The 17,291-nt window shown below is 70.5% G+C and carries 16 protein-coding genes; 7 read left to right on the forward strand and 9 right to left on the reverse strand.

The genetic code is table 11. The features are described 5' to 3' along the window. The first annotated feature begins 14 nt into the window (after positions 1-14). From pyk to AMK16_RS08860, 3 genes are all read left to right on the forward strand, one after another. The gene (pyk, locus tag AMK16_RS08850) at positions 15-1,445 is read left to right on the forward strand and encodes a pyruvate kinase (protein WP_073911392.1); all 1,431 of its coding nucleotides are present in this window, start codon (positions 15-17) and stop codon (positions 1,443-1,445) included. A gap of 289 nt (positions 1,446-1,734) precedes the next feature. Continuing rightward, entirely contained in the window at positions 1,735-5,550 is a 3,816-nt protein-coding gene (locus AMK16_RS08855) for a hypothetical protein (RefSeq protein ID WP_073911394.1), read from the forward strand. After that, positions 5,543-5,890, forward strand: coding sequence for a hypothetical protein (locus AMK16_RS08860; protein WP_073911396.1), 348 nt, complete (start codon positions 5,543-5,545; stop codon positions 5,888-5,890). The genes AMK16_RS08855 and AMK16_RS08860 overlap by 8 nt, the downstream gene beginning before the upstream one ends. A gap of 65 nt (positions 5,891-5,955) precedes the next feature. On the opposite strand, the gene AMK16_RS08865 is transcribed toward AMK16_RS08860, so the two are convergent. The 4 genes from AMK16_RS08865 to AMK16_RS08885 form a co-directional block, all read right to left on the reverse strand. Next, a complete protein-coding gene (locus tag AMK16_RS08865; RefSeq protein WP_073911398.1) occupies positions 5,956-7,278 on the reverse strand; it encodes a hypothetical protein in 1,323 nt (440 codons plus the stop codon). Next, positions 7,268-7,840, reverse strand: a complete 573-nt coding sequence (locus tag AMK16_RS08870) for a DUF6114 domain-containing protein (protein WP_073911400.1) — start codon at positions 7,838-7,840, stop codon at positions 7,268-7,270. Before AMK16_RS08870 ends, AMK16_RS08865 begins: the two co-directional genes overlap by 11 nt. Positions 7,841-7,941: 101 nt before the next feature. Beyond that, positions 7,942-8,589: a DUF6230 family protein gene (locus tag AMK16_RS08875; protein WP_073911403.1), complete on the reverse strand. Its 648-nt coding sequence runs from the start codon at positions 8,587-8,589 to the stop codon at positions 7,942-7,944. A 607-nt stretch (positions 8,590-9,196) separates the two neighbouring features. Then, a complete protein-coding gene (locus AMK16_RS08885; RefSeq protein ID WP_073911406.1) occupies positions 9,197-10,198 on the reverse strand; it encodes a tetratricopeptide repeat protein in 1,002 nt (333 codons plus the stop codon). A gap of 238 nt (positions 10,199-10,436) precedes the next feature. Between AMK16_RS08885 and AMK16_RS08890 the strand changes: the two genes are divergently transcribed. Next, positions 10,437-11,111: a TetR/AcrR family transcriptional regulator gene (locus tag AMK16_RS08890; RefSeq protein WP_073913461.1), complete on the forward strand. Its 675-nt coding sequence runs from the start codon at positions 10,437-10,439 to the stop codon at positions 11,109-11,111. A gap of 133 nt (positions 11,112-11,244) precedes the next feature. Here the strand turns inward: AMK16_RS08890 and AMK16_RS08895 are convergent, their stop codons facing one another. The 5 genes from AMK16_RS08895 to AMK16_RS08915 all read right to left on the reverse strand — a co-directional run bounded on the left by AMK16_RS08895 (position 11,245) and on the right by AMK16_RS08915 (position 14,996). Further along, a complete protein-coding gene (locus tag AMK16_RS08895) occupies positions 11,245-12,945 on the reverse strand; it encodes an acyl-CoA mutase large subunit family protein (protein ID WP_073911409.1) in 1,701 nt (566 codons plus the stop codon). Between the two features lie 89 nt (positions 12,946-13,034). Then, the gene (locus tag AMK16_RS08900) at positions 13,035-13,364 is read right to left on the reverse strand and encodes a DUF3817 domain-containing protein (RefSeq protein ID WP_073911412.1); all 330 of its coding nucleotides are present in this window, start codon (positions 13,362-13,364) and stop codon (positions 13,035-13,037) included. Positions 13,365-13,435: 71 nt separating this feature from the next. Then, positions 13,436-13,945: a MarR family winged helix-turn-helix transcriptional regulator gene (locus AMK16_RS08905; RefSeq protein ID WP_073911415.1), complete on the reverse strand. Its 510-nt coding sequence runs from the start codon at positions 13,943-13,945 to the stop codon at positions 13,436-13,438. 413 nt (positions 13,946-14,358) lie between these two features. Continuing rightward, positions 14,359-14,655: an MTH1187 family thiamine-binding protein gene (locus tag AMK16_RS08910; protein WP_073911418.1), complete on the reverse strand. Its 297-nt coding sequence runs from the start codon at positions 14,653-14,655 to the stop codon at positions 14,359-14,361. Then, positions 14,652-14,996 carry a DUF3817 domain-containing protein gene (locus tag AMK16_RS08915; protein ID WP_073911421.1) on the reverse strand — a complete coding sequence of 115 codons (345 nt, stop codon included), beginning with the start codon at positions 14,994-14,996 and terminating at the stop codon, positions 14,652-14,654. Before AMK16_RS08915 ends, AMK16_RS08910 begins: the two co-directional genes overlap by 4 nt. Positions 14,997-15,164: 168 nt before the next feature. Here AMK16_RS08915 and AMK16_RS08920 point away from each other — a divergent pair, with 168 nt between their 5' ends. From AMK16_RS08920 to AMK16_RS08930, 3 genes are read left to right on the forward strand one after another with little or no spacing between them, the layout of a single operon-like run. Continuing rightward, entirely contained in the window at positions 15,165-15,803 is a 639-nt protein-coding gene (locus AMK16_RS08920) for an AIM24 family protein (RefSeq protein WP_073911424.1), read from the forward strand. After that, positions 15,803-16,453, forward strand: coding sequence for an AIM24 family protein (locus AMK16_RS08925; RefSeq protein WP_073911427.1), 651 nt, complete (start codon positions 15,803-15,805; stop codon positions 16,451-16,453). The genes AMK16_RS08920 and AMK16_RS08925 overlap by 1 nt, the downstream gene beginning before the upstream one ends. Next, a complete protein-coding gene (locus AMK16_RS08930; RefSeq protein ID WP_073911429.1) occupies positions 16,450-17,268 on the forward strand; it encodes an AIM24 family protein in 819 nt (272 codons plus the stop codon). The genes AMK16_RS08925 and AMK16_RS08930 overlap by 4 nt, the downstream gene beginning before the upstream one ends. Positions 17,269-17,291: the final 23 nt, after the last annotated feature.

A 17,291-nucleotide genomic window follows, 5' to 3' on the forward strand; every position in this document is an offset into this window, starting at 1 on the left:
ATAGGATCCGCTCCATGCGCCGTTCCAAAATCGTCTGCACGCTGGGCCCCGCCGTCGACTCGTATGAGCAGCTGAAAGCGCTCATCGAGGCAGGTATGAACGTGGCCCGATTCAACTTCAGCCACGGATCCCAGGCAGAACACCAGGAGCGGTACGACCGCGTCCGGAAGGTCTCCGAGGACACCGGGCGCGCCGTCGGCGTCCTCGCCGACCTCCAGGGCCCGAAGATCCGTCTGGAGACCTTCGCCGAGGGCCCCGTCGAGCTGGTGCGCGGTGACGAGTTCACGATCACCACCGAGGACGTCCCGGGTGACAAGTCCATCTGCGGCACCACTTACAAGGGCCTGCCGGGCGACGTCTCCAAGGGCGACCAGATCCTGATCAACGACGGCAACGTCGAGCTCCGGGTGACCGGGGTCGACGGCCCCCAGGTCAGGACCATCGTCATCGAGGGCGGTGTCATCTCGGACCACAAGGGCATCAACCTGCCGGGCGCTGCCGTCAACGTCCCCGCGCTGTCGGAGAAGGACGTCGACGACCTCCGCTTCGCCCTGCGGATGGGCTGCGACATGGTCGCCCTGTCCTTCGTCCGCGACGCGAGCGACGTCAAGGACGTCCACAAGGTCATGGACGAGGAGGGCCGCCGGGTCCCCGTCATCGCCAAGGTGGAGAAGCCGCAGGCCGTCGAGAACATGGCGGCCGTCGTGGACGCCTTCGACGCCGTGATGGTGGCCCGTGGCGACCTGGCCGTCGAGTACCCCCTCGAAAAGGTCCCCATGGTCCAGAAGCGGCTCATCGAGATGTGCCGCCGCAACGCCAAGCCGGTGATCGTCGCGACCCAGATGATGGAGTCGATGATCACCAACTCCCGCCCGACGCGCGCGGAGGCGTCCGACGTCGCCAACGCCATCCTCGACGGCGCCGACGCCGTCATGCTGTCGGCCGAGTCCTCGGTGGGCGCTTACCCGATCGAGACCGTCAAGACGATGTCGAAGATCGTCACGGCGGCCGAGGAGGAGCTCCTCTCCAAGGGCCTCCAGCCGCTGGTCCCCGGCAAGAAGCCCCGCACCCAGGGCGGCTCCGTCGCCCGCGCGGCCTGCGAGATCGCGGATTTCCTCGACGGCAAGGCGCTCATCGCCTTCACCCAGTCCGGTGACACGGCCCGCCGGCTGTCGCGCTACCGCGTGAGCCAGCCGATCCTGGCCTTCACCACCGACGAGGGCACCCGCAACCAGCTCACGCTGAGCTGGGGCGTCGAGTCCTACGTCGTCCCGCACGTGGACACCACCGACGCGATGGTCGACCTGGTGGACGGCGAACTGCTCAAGCTGGGCCGCCACAACCAGGGCGACACCATGGTCATCACCGCCGGCTCGCCCCCCGGCGTCCCGGGCACCACGAACATGGTCCGCGTCCACCACCTGGGCGGCGACACCCGCGCCTGACCGCTGCGCACGAAGACCGAGGGCGGCGCCCCGGGATCCCGCAAGGGATCCGGGACGCCGCCCTCGGTGCGCCCCCGGCGGAACGGAGCCTATGGATTTCCTCTGCGTCTACTACTCACTGGTAGACATGGCCGAAAACGCGCTACCGGCAGTAAGTGCGTCATGAAACTGTCGGTTCAAGCCTTGGGGGAAGGCATGGAACTCATCACTCGCGCCTGACCAGCGCACACACACGTATGCACACCTTCCTTCGGGCTGCCCATTTTCGTTCCGAAGAACAGGCAAGTACGTGCAGAGATCCACCCTCCTGCGGGGCCGAAGCCCGGCTGTCCGGGCCGCCGTGCGGCGCGGCCTCGCCGGCACCGCCCTGGCCACCAGCGCCGCCCTGCTGGCCGGCCTCATCAGCGCCGCCCCCGCCTCGGCCATCGAGATCCCGCCGGACGACGAGCCGTCGTACCGACCCATCAGCCTGGGCGTTTCGGACCGCCTCCACCGCTGTGCGGGCGGGTTCGCCCTGCACATCGGCGGGCCCACCATGAAGGGTGTCGCGGCCAAGGCCCTGACCGGCACCCCGGCGGAGCTCGCCACGGCCACCGACCTGGCCACCGGCATGAACCCGCTGCGCGAGGCGATGTTCACCGACCGGGACTCCCGCGAGGGCTCCCCCGTCGCGTCCGCCGAGCGCCGCGAACGCTGGGAGGCGTCGAACTACCCGTACTGGGCGTCCGGCACGGCCGCGGGAATCCCCCAATACGCACCGAAGTTCGATGCGGACGTCGTCGCGTTCACCCTTGGCCCCCAGCGCGACCTGTACTACCAGCTGGGCGGCGACGGCCACGCGCCGGCGTCCAAGGCCACGGCGGACAAGGCCCGCGCACTCGCCGCCACGCTCAAGGGCCAGGATCCGAACCTGGACTTCATCGCCGACACCATGCTCCGGGACGCCGACAAGACCGAGTACAACTACGGCGCCACCACTGCCAGCGATGTCGCTCGCTATCTCCGGCTCGGCGGCTTCATGAAGCAGGCGCCGGCCGAGGACTCGGTCGAGTTCCGCCTGGAGGTCGAGGCACTGAAGGCTGCCTGGGGCGCCTGCGACAGCCGCAATCCCGACGACTTCTACCGGGTCATGTCCCCGATCGTCGTCACCGCGCACGTGGAGTGGGAGCAGGAGTACGGCGCCCAGACCACCCCGCGCAACGACATCGTCAACGCCGAGGTCAGCGCGGCCTCTGAGGCCCGCAAGGCCACCGAGGCCATGATCGAGTCGCTCGGCCAGGCGTGGCTCGCCGACCAGATCCTGACCTGGCAGAAGTACTGGGCGGGCCAGCCCGCCAACGCGTCGAACCGACCCGCGGCCACGGTGTTCACCCAGGCCGCCAAGGACCTGGCGGCGGCCCGGACCCGAGCGGCCGACCAGGCGAAGATCGCCGCGACCGCCTCCACGGCCGCCAAGGCGGCCTCCGACAAGGCCGGCGCTGCCCAGAGCAAGGCGTGGGCCATCGCGGACGCGGCCAAGACCCCGCGTGGCCGGGGCCTGCTCTTCGCCCAGCAGTCCGTCCAGGTCGCGAAGGCCTCGGCCGCCGCCGCCGAGGCGGCGTCCAAGGCCTCCCTGACCGCCGCGAACGCCGCGAAGGCGACCGTCGCCGACAGCAAGACCCTGTACGCCCTGGCTCAGACCCAGTCGCACGCCCTGAACACCGAGTTCCGCCGCATCGCAGCCCAGGAGGCAGCCGCCCAGGCCAAGGCCGCCGCCACCTCGGCAGCGGCCCAGGCCAAGGAGGCCGCGGACAACGCCACCAAGGCGAAGGCCGCCCAGGCCACGGCCGAGGCCGCACAAGAGACCGCCCGCAAGGCGGCCGACACGGCAAAGACGGAACGCGCGAAGGCCGAGAAGGAGAAGGCCACCGCCGCCAAGGAGCGGCAGAACGCCGCGACCGAACGCGCGAAGGCCCAGGCCGCCGAAAAGCGCGCCGCGACCGAACGCGAAACGGCGGGACGGGCCAGGACCGCAGCCGAGTCCCAGGCGACGACCGCGAGCGACCAGCTCGGACTGGCACTCGCCGCGGAGGGCAAGGCCGCCGAGGCGCGTGAGAAGGCCGAGACCGCCGAGGTGGAGAAGAACGCCATGGCGTCCCGCGCCGCCGCACTCGAAGCCGCCGCCGCGGCAGCCGTCGGGACTCCCGCCGCAACGGAGACCCGCGAGGCCGCGACCGCCGCCCGCGCCGCCGCGAACGAGGCGGCCGGCGCCGCCGCTCGCGCCCGTACGGCGGCCGGCGACGCGTCCACGGCCGCGGAGAACGCGCGCGCGGCTTCCACCCGGGCGGACGGGGCCGCCGAGCGGTCGCGGGCGTCCGCGGACAAGGCCTGGTCCGCCTGGCAGACCAGCTTCGCCGCCTCCCTGACCGCACACGCCGCTGCAGCCGACGCCATCGCGGCGGCCAACGCCGCCTCGGTCAACGCGAGCAAGGCCGAGACCGAGGCGAAGAAGGCCCAGACCGCCTCCCTCCAGGCGATCAAGAATGCGGCCGCCGCCCGTACCGAGGCAGTCAAGACGGCCGCCTGGTCCGCCGTCACCGCCGGACAGGCCTACGCCACCTCGATGGCCGCCTCCGCCGCACGTGACTCCGCGGCCCAGGCCGTCGCGCCCGCCAACACCGCCATCGCGCTAGGGACGGCTTACCGTGAGACCGACTCGGCGGCCGCTTTCGCCGCCCTGGTCGGCCAGTCCGCCAAGACCCACGCCGAACAGCAGGCGGCAGCCGCCACTGCCAAGGCCAATGAAGCGACCAAGGCGGCAGCGGACGCCAAGGCGCTGGCCGACAAGGCCTCCGGCGACGCCAAGCTGGCCGCTCAGGCCGCGGCAGCGGCCGCGGCCGACACCGCCGCCGCGTTCAAGTCCATGGCAGCCGCCCGCGCCTCGGCGGCCGAAGCCGCTCGGGCCGCCGAAGCCGCCAAGAAGGCGGACGACAAAACCAAGGAGTACAGCGCGCAGACCGGCACGGACGCAGTCTTCGCGGACAGCGCGGCGAAGGACGCCGCCAACGAGGCGTTCGGCGCCAACAGCGAAGCCACCGAGGCCGAGAAGAGCGCGGCCAACGCCCACGCCTCCGCCGACGCCGCCACCCGCGACGCGAGCGCCGCCGACACCGCGGCGACCCAGTCGGAGAAGGACGCCGTCTCCGCGGAGACGGCCGCCGCCAACGCCAACCAGGACGCGAAGGACGCCGAAGCGGCCGCCCGCCGCGCCGAAGAGGAATTCCGCAGGGAGCAGGAGGAAGCACGCAAGGCGCTGGTCGAGGCCCCCAAGCCCGACACCGGGGCAGACCTCTCCAAGGACGAGGAAGCTCTGCTGCTGGCGAACTGCGGCCAGTCCTGTGTGGATGAGTTCCGCGAGGCAAAGAAGCTCGCGGGCAAGGACGTGCTCGACTGGGTGATCGAGATCGGCGGGCAGATCCTGCTCGACGAACTCGGTTATACGGACGCCAAGAAGTGCTTCGGCCAGCGTGACGTCGAAAGCTGTCTCTGGACCCTCGTCAACGTCGTCATGGTCGGCGTGGCCGTGGCGAAGATCCCCGCCGTCGCCAAAATCATCTACAAGGTGGGCAAGGGCGTCGGTACGTTCCTGGAGAGCCTGGAGCGGGCACGCGAGACCCTGGAGCGGCTTCGCACGGTCGTCGGGCGGCTCAAGACGGGCCTGAGCGCGGTCGAGTGCCTCCTGCCGATCGCGGACATGGTGCAGGGTGCGGCCGCCAAGGGTACGTTCAAGGGCGCGTCCGCCGTTGCGCAGGCGGCCGACAAGCCGAAGTTCTGCGTGTCATCGGCGCTCGGCAAGAACACCCGCCTCGCGAAGCTCGCGGAGAAATCCACCAAGAATGAGAGCGTCCAGAGGGAGATGAACTCTCTGATCAACAAACTCATCGAGGGCAACGACGACCCCGGTAAGGGGACCAAGGGCCTGCCCGGTGGGATCCGGTACCTGCGTGGCGATGCCGGTGCCCGGCTCTTCTTCCGCCGGGTCGGCGACGCCTACGAGATCGTCGGGAAGTCCGACAAAAAGCTGGAGAACAACGTGATCAAGGAGTTGGCGGCGCTCTATGGCTGACGACCCCTTCGTGGTGAAGGAGACTCCGGGTTTTTCCGTCATGTACACCCTCGGCCTGGACGATGATCCCGAATCGGTCGAGGACGTCGACGCGGTGGTGACCGCACCCGACGGCTCTCAGCGGACGGCGTCGCTGATGACCCATCGCAGGCTGGGCGAAGTGATGCGCCGCAGGATGGACACGGGGGAGAGCGCCGGAGGCCTCTACATCCGGGTACCGGATCTGGTGATCATGCGCGAAGGGGGACTGGAGGCCGCGACCAGGGCCTTGGTGGATCTCTTCGACACCTACGGACTGGACAGCGACATCCTGCCGCACTGCCCGCCTGACGACGACTGAGTGGGACACCAGGGCCCCCGACCGGATGTATCCGGTCGGGGGCCCTCGGGTGATGGCGGACCGGACTACTTCTCCGGCGGCCCGATGTAGTTCTTCAGGCCCGGGACCGTCAGGGTGCCGCCGAACTGGCCGGCCTGGATGACCTTCACGTCCGTGAAGAACGCGAACGGGACGTTCAGCGGGGGCGGGCTGTTGGGGGTGAACTCGATCGGGATCAGGCCGAAGAGGTTGCCCTTGAGGCTCTCGGTGTACATCGTCACCGTGCCGCCGCGGATCTTGGAGGTGGAGCCCGGCCGGGACTTCAGGTGGGCGACGTTCCCCTCCTTGCCGACCGTCTGGTACAGGTCCTTGATGTCCAGCGAGTCCGCGGTGAACTTCAGGACCTTCTTGATCTTTCCGCCGGCCGTCTTCACCTCGACGATGCCGTGGTAGTCCAGGCCGTAGAGGGTCAGCAGCGAGCTGTCGAGGTACCAGGGCTCGTCCGGCAGCAGCGGGACGCCCGGCTCCAGTTCCGCGTCGGCCAGTGCCTTGGCGTCGTAGGTCGGGCAGGGGAAGGGTTGCTTCCCGTCCGGGTCCTTCGTCGCCTCCGGCTCGGCCTCGGCCCCCGGGGTCTTGTCGGCCTCGTCGGCCTTGCCCGTCTCGTCCTTCGGGGCCTTGGCGGTGTCCTTGACCTCGTCCGGCAGCTCCTCGACCTCGGCGCCCGACTTCTTCGCCGCCGCGCGGATCGCGTCCGCGGCCGGATCCGGGGTGGCCGGGGGCTTGGGGTCGCTCTTGGGTGGCACGGGTGCGGGCGTGGGCGTCGGAGTCGCCGTCGCGCCCTTGAGGGGCCTGCCGAGTTCGTCGACGAGTCCCTTGAGCGCGTCACCGATGCCGAGGGGGTCCAGCGGGTTCGGCTTGCCGGTGGCCGACGGCGTGGCGGACGGCGTGGCGGACGGGGTGGCGGACGGGGTGGTCTGCTTCGGCGCCGGGGTCCCGGGCTGCTCGCCGGTGGTCTTGGTGGCGGGCTTCGTCGCGGACGGGGACGCGCCCGGCTTGGGCTTCGCGGCCGCGGAGGCGGACGCGGAGGGCGAGGGGGTCGCGCTCGGCGACGCACTCGGCGAAGGCGACGTGGAAGGCGTCGGGGACGCCGACGCGGCGGGCTCGTCGGACCGCGTCACACACGGCCCGGGCGCGAAGGGGATGTCCTTGTCGTCCGCCAGGGCCAGTTTGGGCGCCATGCCCATCCCGACGAAGACGGCCGTCGGCATCGCCGCTAGCGCCATCGTCTTGCCGACGGGTATCTGGAACTTGTTCAGCAGCGACTTCCTGGGCGCCGCGTGGCGCGGCCCCTCGATCTCACGGGACCCTGCGCCTGGGGCCACGCCCCGCTGCGTCTCGTCACCCCGCACTGTTCCTCCCGCCATCGGCGTGGGCAGTCGTCTCGCTCGCGTATGCCGTTTCCGTCCCGCGCGGTACCGGGAGGCTCTGGGAACCCGCCATCGCCTCCGCGTTGCCCATGTCCACCACACCCGGCCGATGCTCCGGCTCAGCCTCATCGGCCGCCTGGCCCGGGGCCCACGACAGCGCGAGGGCGCCGCCGAGGAGAGCGCAGCCGAGTCCGAGGCCGAAACCGCCGAGGTTGGAGACCGGCAGGGACACCAGGGCCAGCAGGATCGCGGCGACGCCGGCGAAGACGCGGATGGTCTGCTGGAACCAGAGGGCCAGCCCCAGCGTGATGAGCAGGACACCGATGATCAGCGCACCGGCGCCGCCCGTCGTGGCCATCGCGAGGGTGACGTTGCCCAGCCGCAGGTCCGCGTACGGGAAGTACGCGATCGGGAAGCCACCCAGGAGCGTGAAGAGCCCGGCCCAGAAGGGACGGCGGCCGCGCCAGGCGCGGAAGCGGTAGTGCACCACGGTGAGCCATGCGTCGTCTTCGGCGCGAACATAAACCGGGGCCTGGGGGTTCATGGACAACAGCTCCCTGAAAACGGTGGTACTTGAGAACTCTGTGGAGCCCGGACGGTGGGCGGCGGCTGCCGCCCATCCGTCCGGTGACATACCGGGACTGATCAGTCCTTGATGTCCTCGTAGCACGGCTGGTCGCCCCCGAGGAGGCGCAGCTTGAGGTCGGGCAGCTTGAAGGTGGCCGCCGTCGTCGCCCACGCCTTCTGGCGCACGTTGGTCAAGATCGCCTTGTCGGCGCGCTGCGAGAAGGCGTACGGACTGGAGACCGTGCCGGCCTGCGCCTTGGTCTTGTGGCTCTCGTCGCCGACCGCGACACCGATGTCGAGGTTCCTGAACTCGGCGTCGGTGTCGAGTTCGGCAACATCCAGGTAGATGTTCTCGGCGACGGCCGGCCTGCCCTTGTTGCCCGTCCGCAGCTGCAGCGTGATGCTGCCCAGCGGGGTCGGGGTGACCAGGGACTGGCACATGTTGGTGATCTCGGCGTGGCTGAACCCCGAGATGGTGACCGGGTGGTTCTGGGGCTTGCCGTTGGGGTCGAGGTCGTGACCCTTGGCAATGCCGCCGTACTGGATCAGGTTGTCACCGTCGAGCTTGTCGGCACGGACCTTGAAGTCCTGGCCGGAGACCGCGAACGACGCCGCGAGGGCACCCTGCGCCAGACCCACACCGACCGCGGCCGTGGCCGCGATGCTCGGCACCATGACGAGCGCGAAGCGCTTCCATCTGGTCCCACCACGAACCTGAGAACTCATATTGTTCCTCCTTCTCGGACGTACATCTCCGGTCCGGGCCGTGCCCGTCCTGGGATGGGAGAAGTGCTACGTCCTCGGGAAGGAGCGCAGGCGGCCCGGCCGCGGCTGTGCCACGTCCCGTACACCGGCGATCACCCCCGAGCGACAACCACTGGGCCACGCGTTCGCGCAACCTGGGGGGACAGGCCCTGCCGGTGTGGCAGAGACCCCCCTGTCCCACGGCCGGTGCCACTGCCACCGGCCGGCTCGGTGGGGACCCTCCACCGCGGCTCCGGATGAGCGGCTCTGCGGGAAGGACCGAGCGTCGCCGATCGTGGTCCATTCCCGGCCGGGGCACAAGGGGGTTCGTTACTGGCGGGTAACGGGCAGATAACCACGGTGCTGCCCGCCGTCGTCGGGCAGCAACACAGGGTGTTACCCAGGGCCACGACAAACGGTGGAAGAGTGAACACACCGGACAGTTCACGGGGTTCGGCTTACTGCGAGTAACAGCGGCCGCATTTACCAAGTTTTGGCAAAGTGCGGCCGCTGTTTATCTGCGTGTCAACAAATCGCCGGTGAACACCGGCCACCGGGGCGCCGTCGGCGCCGTCAGACGGCGCGGCTCCTAGAACAGCACCCGGGCCAGCGCCGTGCGCGCCGCGGAGACCCGCGGGTCGTCCGCGCCGATGACCTCGAAGAGCTCCAGCAGGCGCAGCCGGACGGCGTTGCGATCCTCGCCGAACGTCACCCGTACGGTGTCGACGAGGCGCCCGAAGGCGTCCTCCACGTGGCCACCGACCAGATCCAGGTCGGCCGCGGCGATCTGCGCCGCCGGATCGGCCGGCTTCTCGGCCGCCGCGGCACGGACGGCCTGCGGGTCCATGTCGTGTACGCGGACGAGCAGTTCCGCCTGGGCCAGGCCCAGGCGCGCCTCCGTGTTGGCGGGGTCCTCGGACAGCACGTTCTTGTACGCCTGCACGGCGCCGCCCAGGTCACCGGCGTCCAGCGCCACGACGGCCGCTTCCAGCAGCGCGTCGTGCGGTCCGGCCGGGATCTCGGCCTCGGCCGCGGCCGGTGCCGCGCCCCCGGCGTCCGGGTCCACCTCGATGCCGATGATGCCGAAGCGCTCCTCGGCGACCTGGACCAGCTGGGCCAGCGTCTCGCGGATCTGCTGCTCGGGGGCCACGCCCTGGAACAGCGGGAGCACCTGCCCGGCGACCACGGCGAAGACGGCCGGGATGCCCTGGATGCCGAACTGCTGCATCAGCATCTGGTTGGCGTCGACATCGACCTTGGCCAGGACCAGACGGCCGGCCGCTTCCAGGGTCAGGCGCTCCAGGAGCGGGCTGAGCTGCTTGCACGGCTCGCACCACTGCGCCCAGAAGTCCAGGACGACCGGGACCTCGGCGGAGAGCTGGAGCACATCACGTTCGAAGCCGGCCTCGTCTACGTCGACGACGAGCGCGGACAGCGCCGCGGCGCCGGCGGCCGGACCGGCCCCGCCGCCCTGGGCCGCCTGGCGCGCCGATTCGGCACGGGCCTGCTCCGCTTTGGCCTTGGCCTCGCCGGCCGCCTTCACCGCGGCGAGGTCGACGACGCCGCTCATGGACATGTTTCTGGGCTGCATGCGTACATCCTCCCCCGTGTGCGCGCGCCGACGAAAAAGATCGCGGGAATTGCCTCGGTCCGCGACCGGCGTACCGGTCGGCGCCGGGTCCCCACCTGGCGCCAGTAGCTCTTCGCGTGGTTGTCGCTCTTACGCTACGAGTCGTAGCGTAACTGCTCGCGGAGCCCCGGTGCCCGTGATCTGAACCACAGCGGCCGGGGCCCCGGCCGCTTGGCTACTGACGGGTATGGTCTCGGCCATGCACAATCCCAGTCCCGGCACGAGTACCGGCACCGGCGCCGGCACCCCTACCGGCACCGGCTCGACGCACAGCCGCCCCGGACGGCCCCGCAGCGCCGCCGCGGACACCGCCATCCTGGCTGCGACCCGGGACGCGCTGGTGGAGCTGGGCTGGTCGAAGCTGACGATGGGCGACGTCTCGGCCCGGGCCGGTGTCGCCAAGACCACCCTCTACCGCCGCTGGGCGGGCAAGAACGAACTGGTCGTCGACGCGGTGGCGGAGCTCTTCGACGCGCTGGAACTGCCGGACCGCGGCTCGCTCGAAGCCGACATCGAGTACGTGGTCCTGCAGTTCGCGCAGCTGCTGCGGCGCCCGGAGGCCCGTACGGCCCTGATGGCCGTGGTCGCCGAGTCCACCCGGGACGAGGCCCTGCGCGACCGCATCAGGTCGGCCATCGTGGACCGGCAGAAACGTCTCGTCGTACTGGGGCGCGAACGGGCCCAGGTGCGCGGGGAACTCCCCTACGAGGAGGACGAGTCCCTCGCGGCCCGCACCACCGACCTCATCTTCGACGTCATCGCCGGCACCGTGGTCCACCGGGCCCTGGTGAGCTCCGAGCCGGTGGACGAGGTCTGGGTGGCCACCTTCACGGCGCTGCTGATGCACGGTCTGCTGGGCGACTCCCGGGCCTGAGGGGGGCCGCCCCCGCGTCCCGCTGCGGACGCGCCGGGGGCCGGTCGCGGCGCCACCTCAGGGGCGTCGCGACCGGCCCCGGGACCGGATGGCGGCCGGCCGCGGGGCCGGTACCGCGCCTTCCGAAGGCCCGTCAGAAGCCGGGCGGCTCCGTGTAGGTGCCCCACTCCTCGCGCAGGACGTTGCAGATCTCGCCCAGGGTGGCCTCGGCCCGCACCGCGTCCAGCATGGCCGGAATCATGTTCGAGCCGTCCCGGGCGGCCTCCAGCATCGCCGCCAGCGCCGACGACACCCGGGCGTCGTCGCGGCGGCCCTTGCGCTCGGCCAGCTCCCGCACCTGTACGCGCTCCACCTCGTGGCTGACCCGCAGGATCTCCAGGTCCCCGGTGACCGAGCCGTGGTGGACGTTGACGCCGACGACCCGCTTGTCACCCTTCTCCAGTGCCCGCTGGTACTGGAAGGCGGACTCGGCGATCTCCCCGGTGAACCAGCCGTCCTCGATCCCGCGCAGGATGCCCGAGGTGATCGGCCCGATGGGGTGCCGGCCGTCCGGATGGGCGCGCAGCCCCCGCTCCTTGATCTGCTCGAAGATCTTCTCGGCATCCGCCTCGATGCGGTCGGTGAGCTGCTCGACGTACCAGGAACCGCCCAGCGGGTCCGCGACGTTGGCGACGCCTGTCTCCTCCATCAGCACCTGCTGGGTGCGCAGGGCGATCTCGGCGGCCTGTTCGCTGGGGAGGGCGAGGGTCTCGTCCAGGGCGTTGGTGTGGAGGGAGTTGGTGCCGCCGAGGACGGCCGCGAGGGCTTCGACGGCGGTGCGCACGACGTTGTTGTAGGGCTGCTGGGCGGTGAGTGAGACACCCGCGGTCTGCGTGTGGAAGCGCAGCCACATGGACTTCTCGCTCTTCGCTCCGTAGACCTCCTTCATCCAGCGGGCCCAGATGCGGCGGGCGGCGCGGAATTTGGCGATCTCCTCGAAGAAGTCGAGGTGCGCGTCGAAGAAGAAGGAGAGGCCGGGGGCGAAGTGGTCCACCTCCATGCCGCGCGAGAGTCCGAGCTCCACGTACCCGAACCCGTCGGCGAGGGTGTAGGCGAGCTCCTGCGCGGCCGTCGCCCCGGCCTCGCGGATGTGGTAGCCGGAGACCGACAGCGGCTTGTAGGCGGGGATGCCCTTCGCGCAGTACTCCATCAGGTCGCCGATGAGGCGCAGGTGGGGCTCGGGCTCGAAGAGCCACTCCTTCTGGGCGATGTACTCCTTGAAGATGTCGGTCTGGAGGGTGCCGTTGAGCAGGGCGGGGTCCACGCCCTGGCGCTCGGCGGCGACCAGGTACATGCAGAAGGCGGGCACGGCGGGGCCCGAGATGGTCATCGAGGTGGTGACGTCGCCGAGCGGGATGTCCTTGAAGAGGACCTCCATGTCGGCGGCGGAGTCGATGGCGACGCCGCAGTGCCCCACCTCGCCGAGGGCGCGGGGGTCGTCGGAGTCCCGCCCCATGAGGGTCGGCATGTCGAAGGCGACGGAGAGCCCGCCGCCGCCGGCGGCCAGGATCATCTTGTAGCGCTCGTTGGTCTGCTCGGCGTTCCCGAACCCGGCGAACTGCCGGATGGTCCAGGTCCGGCCGCGGTAGCCGGTGGCGTGCAGGCCGCGGGTGTAGGGGTACTCCCCCGGCCACCCGATGCGCTCGAAACCCTCGTAGGCGTCGCCGGGCCGGGGCCCGTAGACCGGATCGACCTCATCGCCGGAGAGCGTGGTGAAATCGGCCTCGCGCGTGCGGGCCCTGTCGTAACGGGCCTGCCAGCGACGGCGGCCCTCCTCGATGGCGTCAGCGTCCATACCCATGAATTTACTAGGACGTCCTAGTAAATGTCGATGGCAAACCCCCGGGGAGATGCCCGGGGGTTTCGCGGTGCCCGGTGGGCCCGTCAGGCCTTGGCGGTCGCCAGACCGTCCCTGACCAGCGGCTCGACCTCGGCGACGACCTTGCGCTCGACGAAGAACGCGGCCAGCGGGATCGTGCCGGAAGCCAGCACCCAGAGCAGCTTGCCGAACGGCCACTTCGCCTTGGAGCCGAGGTCGAAGGCGAAGACCAGGTAGATCATGAAGAGGACACCGTGGGCCTGCGAGACCGCGAAGGTCAGGTCGGCGCCGGTGTCGAAGCCGTACTTCGCCACCATGCAGGCACAGAGGATCAGGAGCATGACCGCGGTCACGTAAGCCATGACGCGGTAGCGGGTCAGCACGCTTCGTTTCATGCCGACGAGCCTAACGGTCCGTTTTGCGCGATCTTGACGCGGGGAGCGGCCCGGGCCCGGCCGCCGCCCGGCTACTTCTCGTCGAAGTCGGCGGCCGCCACCCGCAGGGGGCGCAGCAGCGCGAAGATCTCCGCGCACTCCTCGGCGTCGTAGGCGCCGAGGCCGAAGTCGACGGCCATCAGGTCCCGGGTCGCGGCCTCCACGACCTCCCGGCCCTTGTCCGTGATGGAGGCGAGGGTGCCGCGGCCGTCGTTCGGGTTGGGCCGCTTGTCGACGAGTCCGGACCTCACCAGCCGGTCCACGGTGTTCGTCACGGAGGTCGGGTGGACCATCAGCCGCTCGCCGATCTTCGACATCGGCAGTTCGCCGGCCTTGGAGAAGGTCAGCAGGACCAGCGCCTCGTACCGCGCGAAGGTCAGGCCGTAGGGCTTGACCACCGCGTCGACCTCGCCGAGCAGGATCTGGTGCGCCCGCATGATGGAGGTGATGGCGGCCATCGAGGGCACCGGCCCCCAGCGCTGCTGCCACAGTTCGTCGGCGCGGGCGATGGGATCGAAGGGGAGGCTGAGCGGCTTGGGCACGCTCCAGACCCTACCGGGCGGTCATTTGACGGGGTGGCCCGTCTCACTCCTCGGCCGCCCCTCCTCCGGGGGACGGCGGCCCGGGGGCCGCCAGGGGCCGTGGTCACCCGGGGGCCGCCCGGGCCGGTCGCGGCGGCCCGCGGGCCGGCGCGTGGTGGCCGCAGTACGCCCTGGGGCTGGCCCGCCGCTCCGGGGAGTAGGGCGCGGCGGGCCGGGGGCAGACCCTGCGCCAGGTGGCGTTCCACCGTTTCGGCCTTCGCGGCGGTCCCGTCGTCGACCCCGGGGCGGACCTCGGCCGCCGCACGGCACGGCAGTGCGGTGATCTTCAGCAGTGACCGCAGGGCATGGCCGCACATCTGGCGGTGCCGAATCCGACCGGCGCGCAGGTACACGCCGTTCGCCGTGCGGGTGCGTCAGCCGGCGGCGAGGTGCCGCTCGACCGTTTCGACCTTCGACGTGAGGCCGTCGGTGACACCCGGGCGGATGTCGGCCTTCATCACGACCGAGACGCGCGGGGCGCGGGCTTCCACGGCCGCCACCGCACGCTTGATGACGGACATCACTTCGTCCCACTCGCCTTCGACGGTGGTGAACATGGCGTCGGTGCGGTGGGGCAGGCCCGACTCGCGCACCACGCGGACCGCGTCCGCGACGTACGCCCCGACCTCTTCGCCGACCCCCAGCGGGGTCACCGAGAAAGCGACGATCATGCGCGGGCCGCCTCGCGGGCGCGGGCCGCCATCACGCTGTCTGCCTCGTCGCGCTTGAGCAGCTTGTCGCCGTAGAGCCCTCCGAAGGGCACCAGGGCGAGCAGGAAGAACAGGGCGACCCTCTTGACCGGCCACTTGGCCTTGTTCCACACGTCCAGCAGGAAGAGGCAGTAGATGACGAAGAGGATCCCGTGGAGGACGCCGAGCGGCATCATCAGGTAGTCGATGTCCGTCGTCCGCTTCAGCAGCGAGCCGAAGATCAGCAGGGCCGGGAAGGACAGCGCCTCCGGGACGGAGATGAGGCGCAGCCGGTGGAGGGCGGAGGCGGTCTTGATGTCCACGGGGAACCTTCGGGGTGGAGGCCAGGGTCGGTCCCAGTGTCTCAGCCGCTTTGCGGGAGCTTGACCGGGGTCCGCAGGGCCGCGGTTCGCGTCCGATACCGCCCGGGTGTGGCGCATATCGGCCACGGGGCCCTGTTCGCGTCCGCCCGCTGCGGATAACGTCATCCCGTGGCTCAGTTCCGACTCCAAGGCAGCAAGGTGCTCGCCGTCGACCTGACCGGGGACGCCGTCAAAGCGAAAAACGGCGCCATGGTCGCGTACGACGGCCAGATGGCCTTCAAGAAGATGACAGGCGGCGGCGAAGGCCTCCGGGGGATGGTGACCCGGCGGCTGACCGGCGAGCAGATGACCGTGATGGAGGTGCAGGGGCACGGCACCTGCTTCTTCGCCGACCGCGCGAGCGAGATCAATCTGGTCAATCTGCGCGGCGAGAAGCTGTACGTCGAGTCCAGCAACCTGCTGTGCACCGACGCCGGCCTGCGCACCGGCACGACCTTCACCGGCCTGCGGGGCGCGACGTCGGGCAACGGCCTGTTCACCACGACCGTGGAGGGCTCCGGCCAGGCGGCGATCATGTCCGACGGCCCGGCGGTGGTGCTGCGCGTCAGCGCCCAGTACCCGCTCTCCGTCGACCCCGGGGCGTACATCGCGCACACCGGGAACCTCCAGCAGTCCTTCCAGTCCGGCGTGAACTTCCGCACGCTGATCGGCGAGGGCTCCGGCGAGGCGTTCCAGATCCGCTTCGAGGGCGAGGGCCTGGTCTACGTGCAGCCCAGCGAACGCAACACCGTCGGGGGTGACATCTGATGCCGTTCCGCGAGATCAACTCCAAGATGGTCGAGGCCCAGGTGGTTCCCGGGCAGCGGATGTACAGCCAGCGCGGCGCGATGCTCGCCTACCGCGGCGAGGTCTCCTTCACCCCGAGCCTGACGGGCGGTCAGGGCGGGGTGATGGGCATGATCGGGCGCCGGGTGGCCAATGAGCAGACCCCGCTGATGACGGTCGAGGGCACCGGCACCGTGATGTTCGGCCACGGCGGCCACCACATCCAGGTGATCAACCTGTCGGGCGAGACGCTCCACGTCGAGGCCGACCGGCTGCTCGCCTTCGACGGCACCCTCCAGCAGGGCACCATGTTCATGGGCTCCCAGGGCGGGGTCATGGGCATGGTCCGCGGCCAGGTGACCGGCCAGGGGCTGTTCACCACGACGCTCAAGGGGCACGGCTCGGTGGCGGTGATGGCCCACGGCGGGGTCGTCGAACTGCCCATCACCCCCCAGCGCCCGGTCCACGTGGACCCGCAGGCGTACGTCGCCCACCACGGCGAGGTGCGCAACAAGCTCTCCACGGCGCTCGGTTGGCGGGACATGGTGGGGCGCGGCTCGGGCGAGGCGTTCCAGCTGGAGCTGTCCGGCCAGGGCGCGGTGTACGTACAGGCCTCGGAGGAGAAGCTGTGAATTTCGGCCCCGTACCGGGCGGGCCCGGTGGCCCCACGGTGTTCGACCCGTACACCCTGCCCAGCGACGACAACGTGAACGCGTACACCTTCTGCGTGGAGCTCAAGGGGAGCCAGTGGTTCCTGCAGAAGGGCAAGATGATCTCGTACTACGGGAGCATCGAGTTCAACGGCATCGGGCACGGCCGCTTCGACCGGCTGCTGCGCTCCAGCTTCCACTCGCCGCTGCACGCCGCCGACTGGGTGGTGGCCGAGGGTCAGGGCAAGATGCTGCTGGCCGACCGGGCCTTCGATGTGAACTCGTACGACCTGGACAACGGGAACCTGACGATCCGGTCGGGCAACCTGCTGGCCTACCAGCCTTCGCTGGCCCTCAAGCAGTCGATCGTCCCGGGTTTCCTCACGCTGATCGGAACCGGGAAGTTCGTGGCGGCGTCCAACGGGCCGGTGGTGTTCATGGAGCCGCCGCTGCGGGTGGATCCGCAGGCGCTGGTGGGCTGGGCGGACTGCCCCTCGCCGTGCCACCACTACGACCACGGCTACATGTCCGGCGTGATCGGCGGCCTGCGCTCGCTCACCGGCCTCGGCGGCAGCTCCGGCGAGGAGCACCAGTTCGAATTCGTCGGGGCGGGGACGGTGCTGTTGCAGTCGTCCGAGATGCTGATGGCGGAGCAGGCGGTCGGCACGGTGGGTGCCGGGGCCGCCACGGGCGACGCGCAGGGCGTTCCGGGGGCCGGCCAGGGTCCGCTGGGGCAGCTGGGTGTGCCGCGGATGCCGGGGCAGCTGGGTGATCTCCAGCGCCGTTTCGGACTGTGACCCCCACCCGACCATCTTTGTAC

It is taken from the genome of Streptomyces sp. CB00455 (assembly GCF_001905445.1).
Lineage (GTDB): Bacteria > Actinomycetota > Actinomycetes > Streptomycetales > Streptomycetaceae > Streptomyces.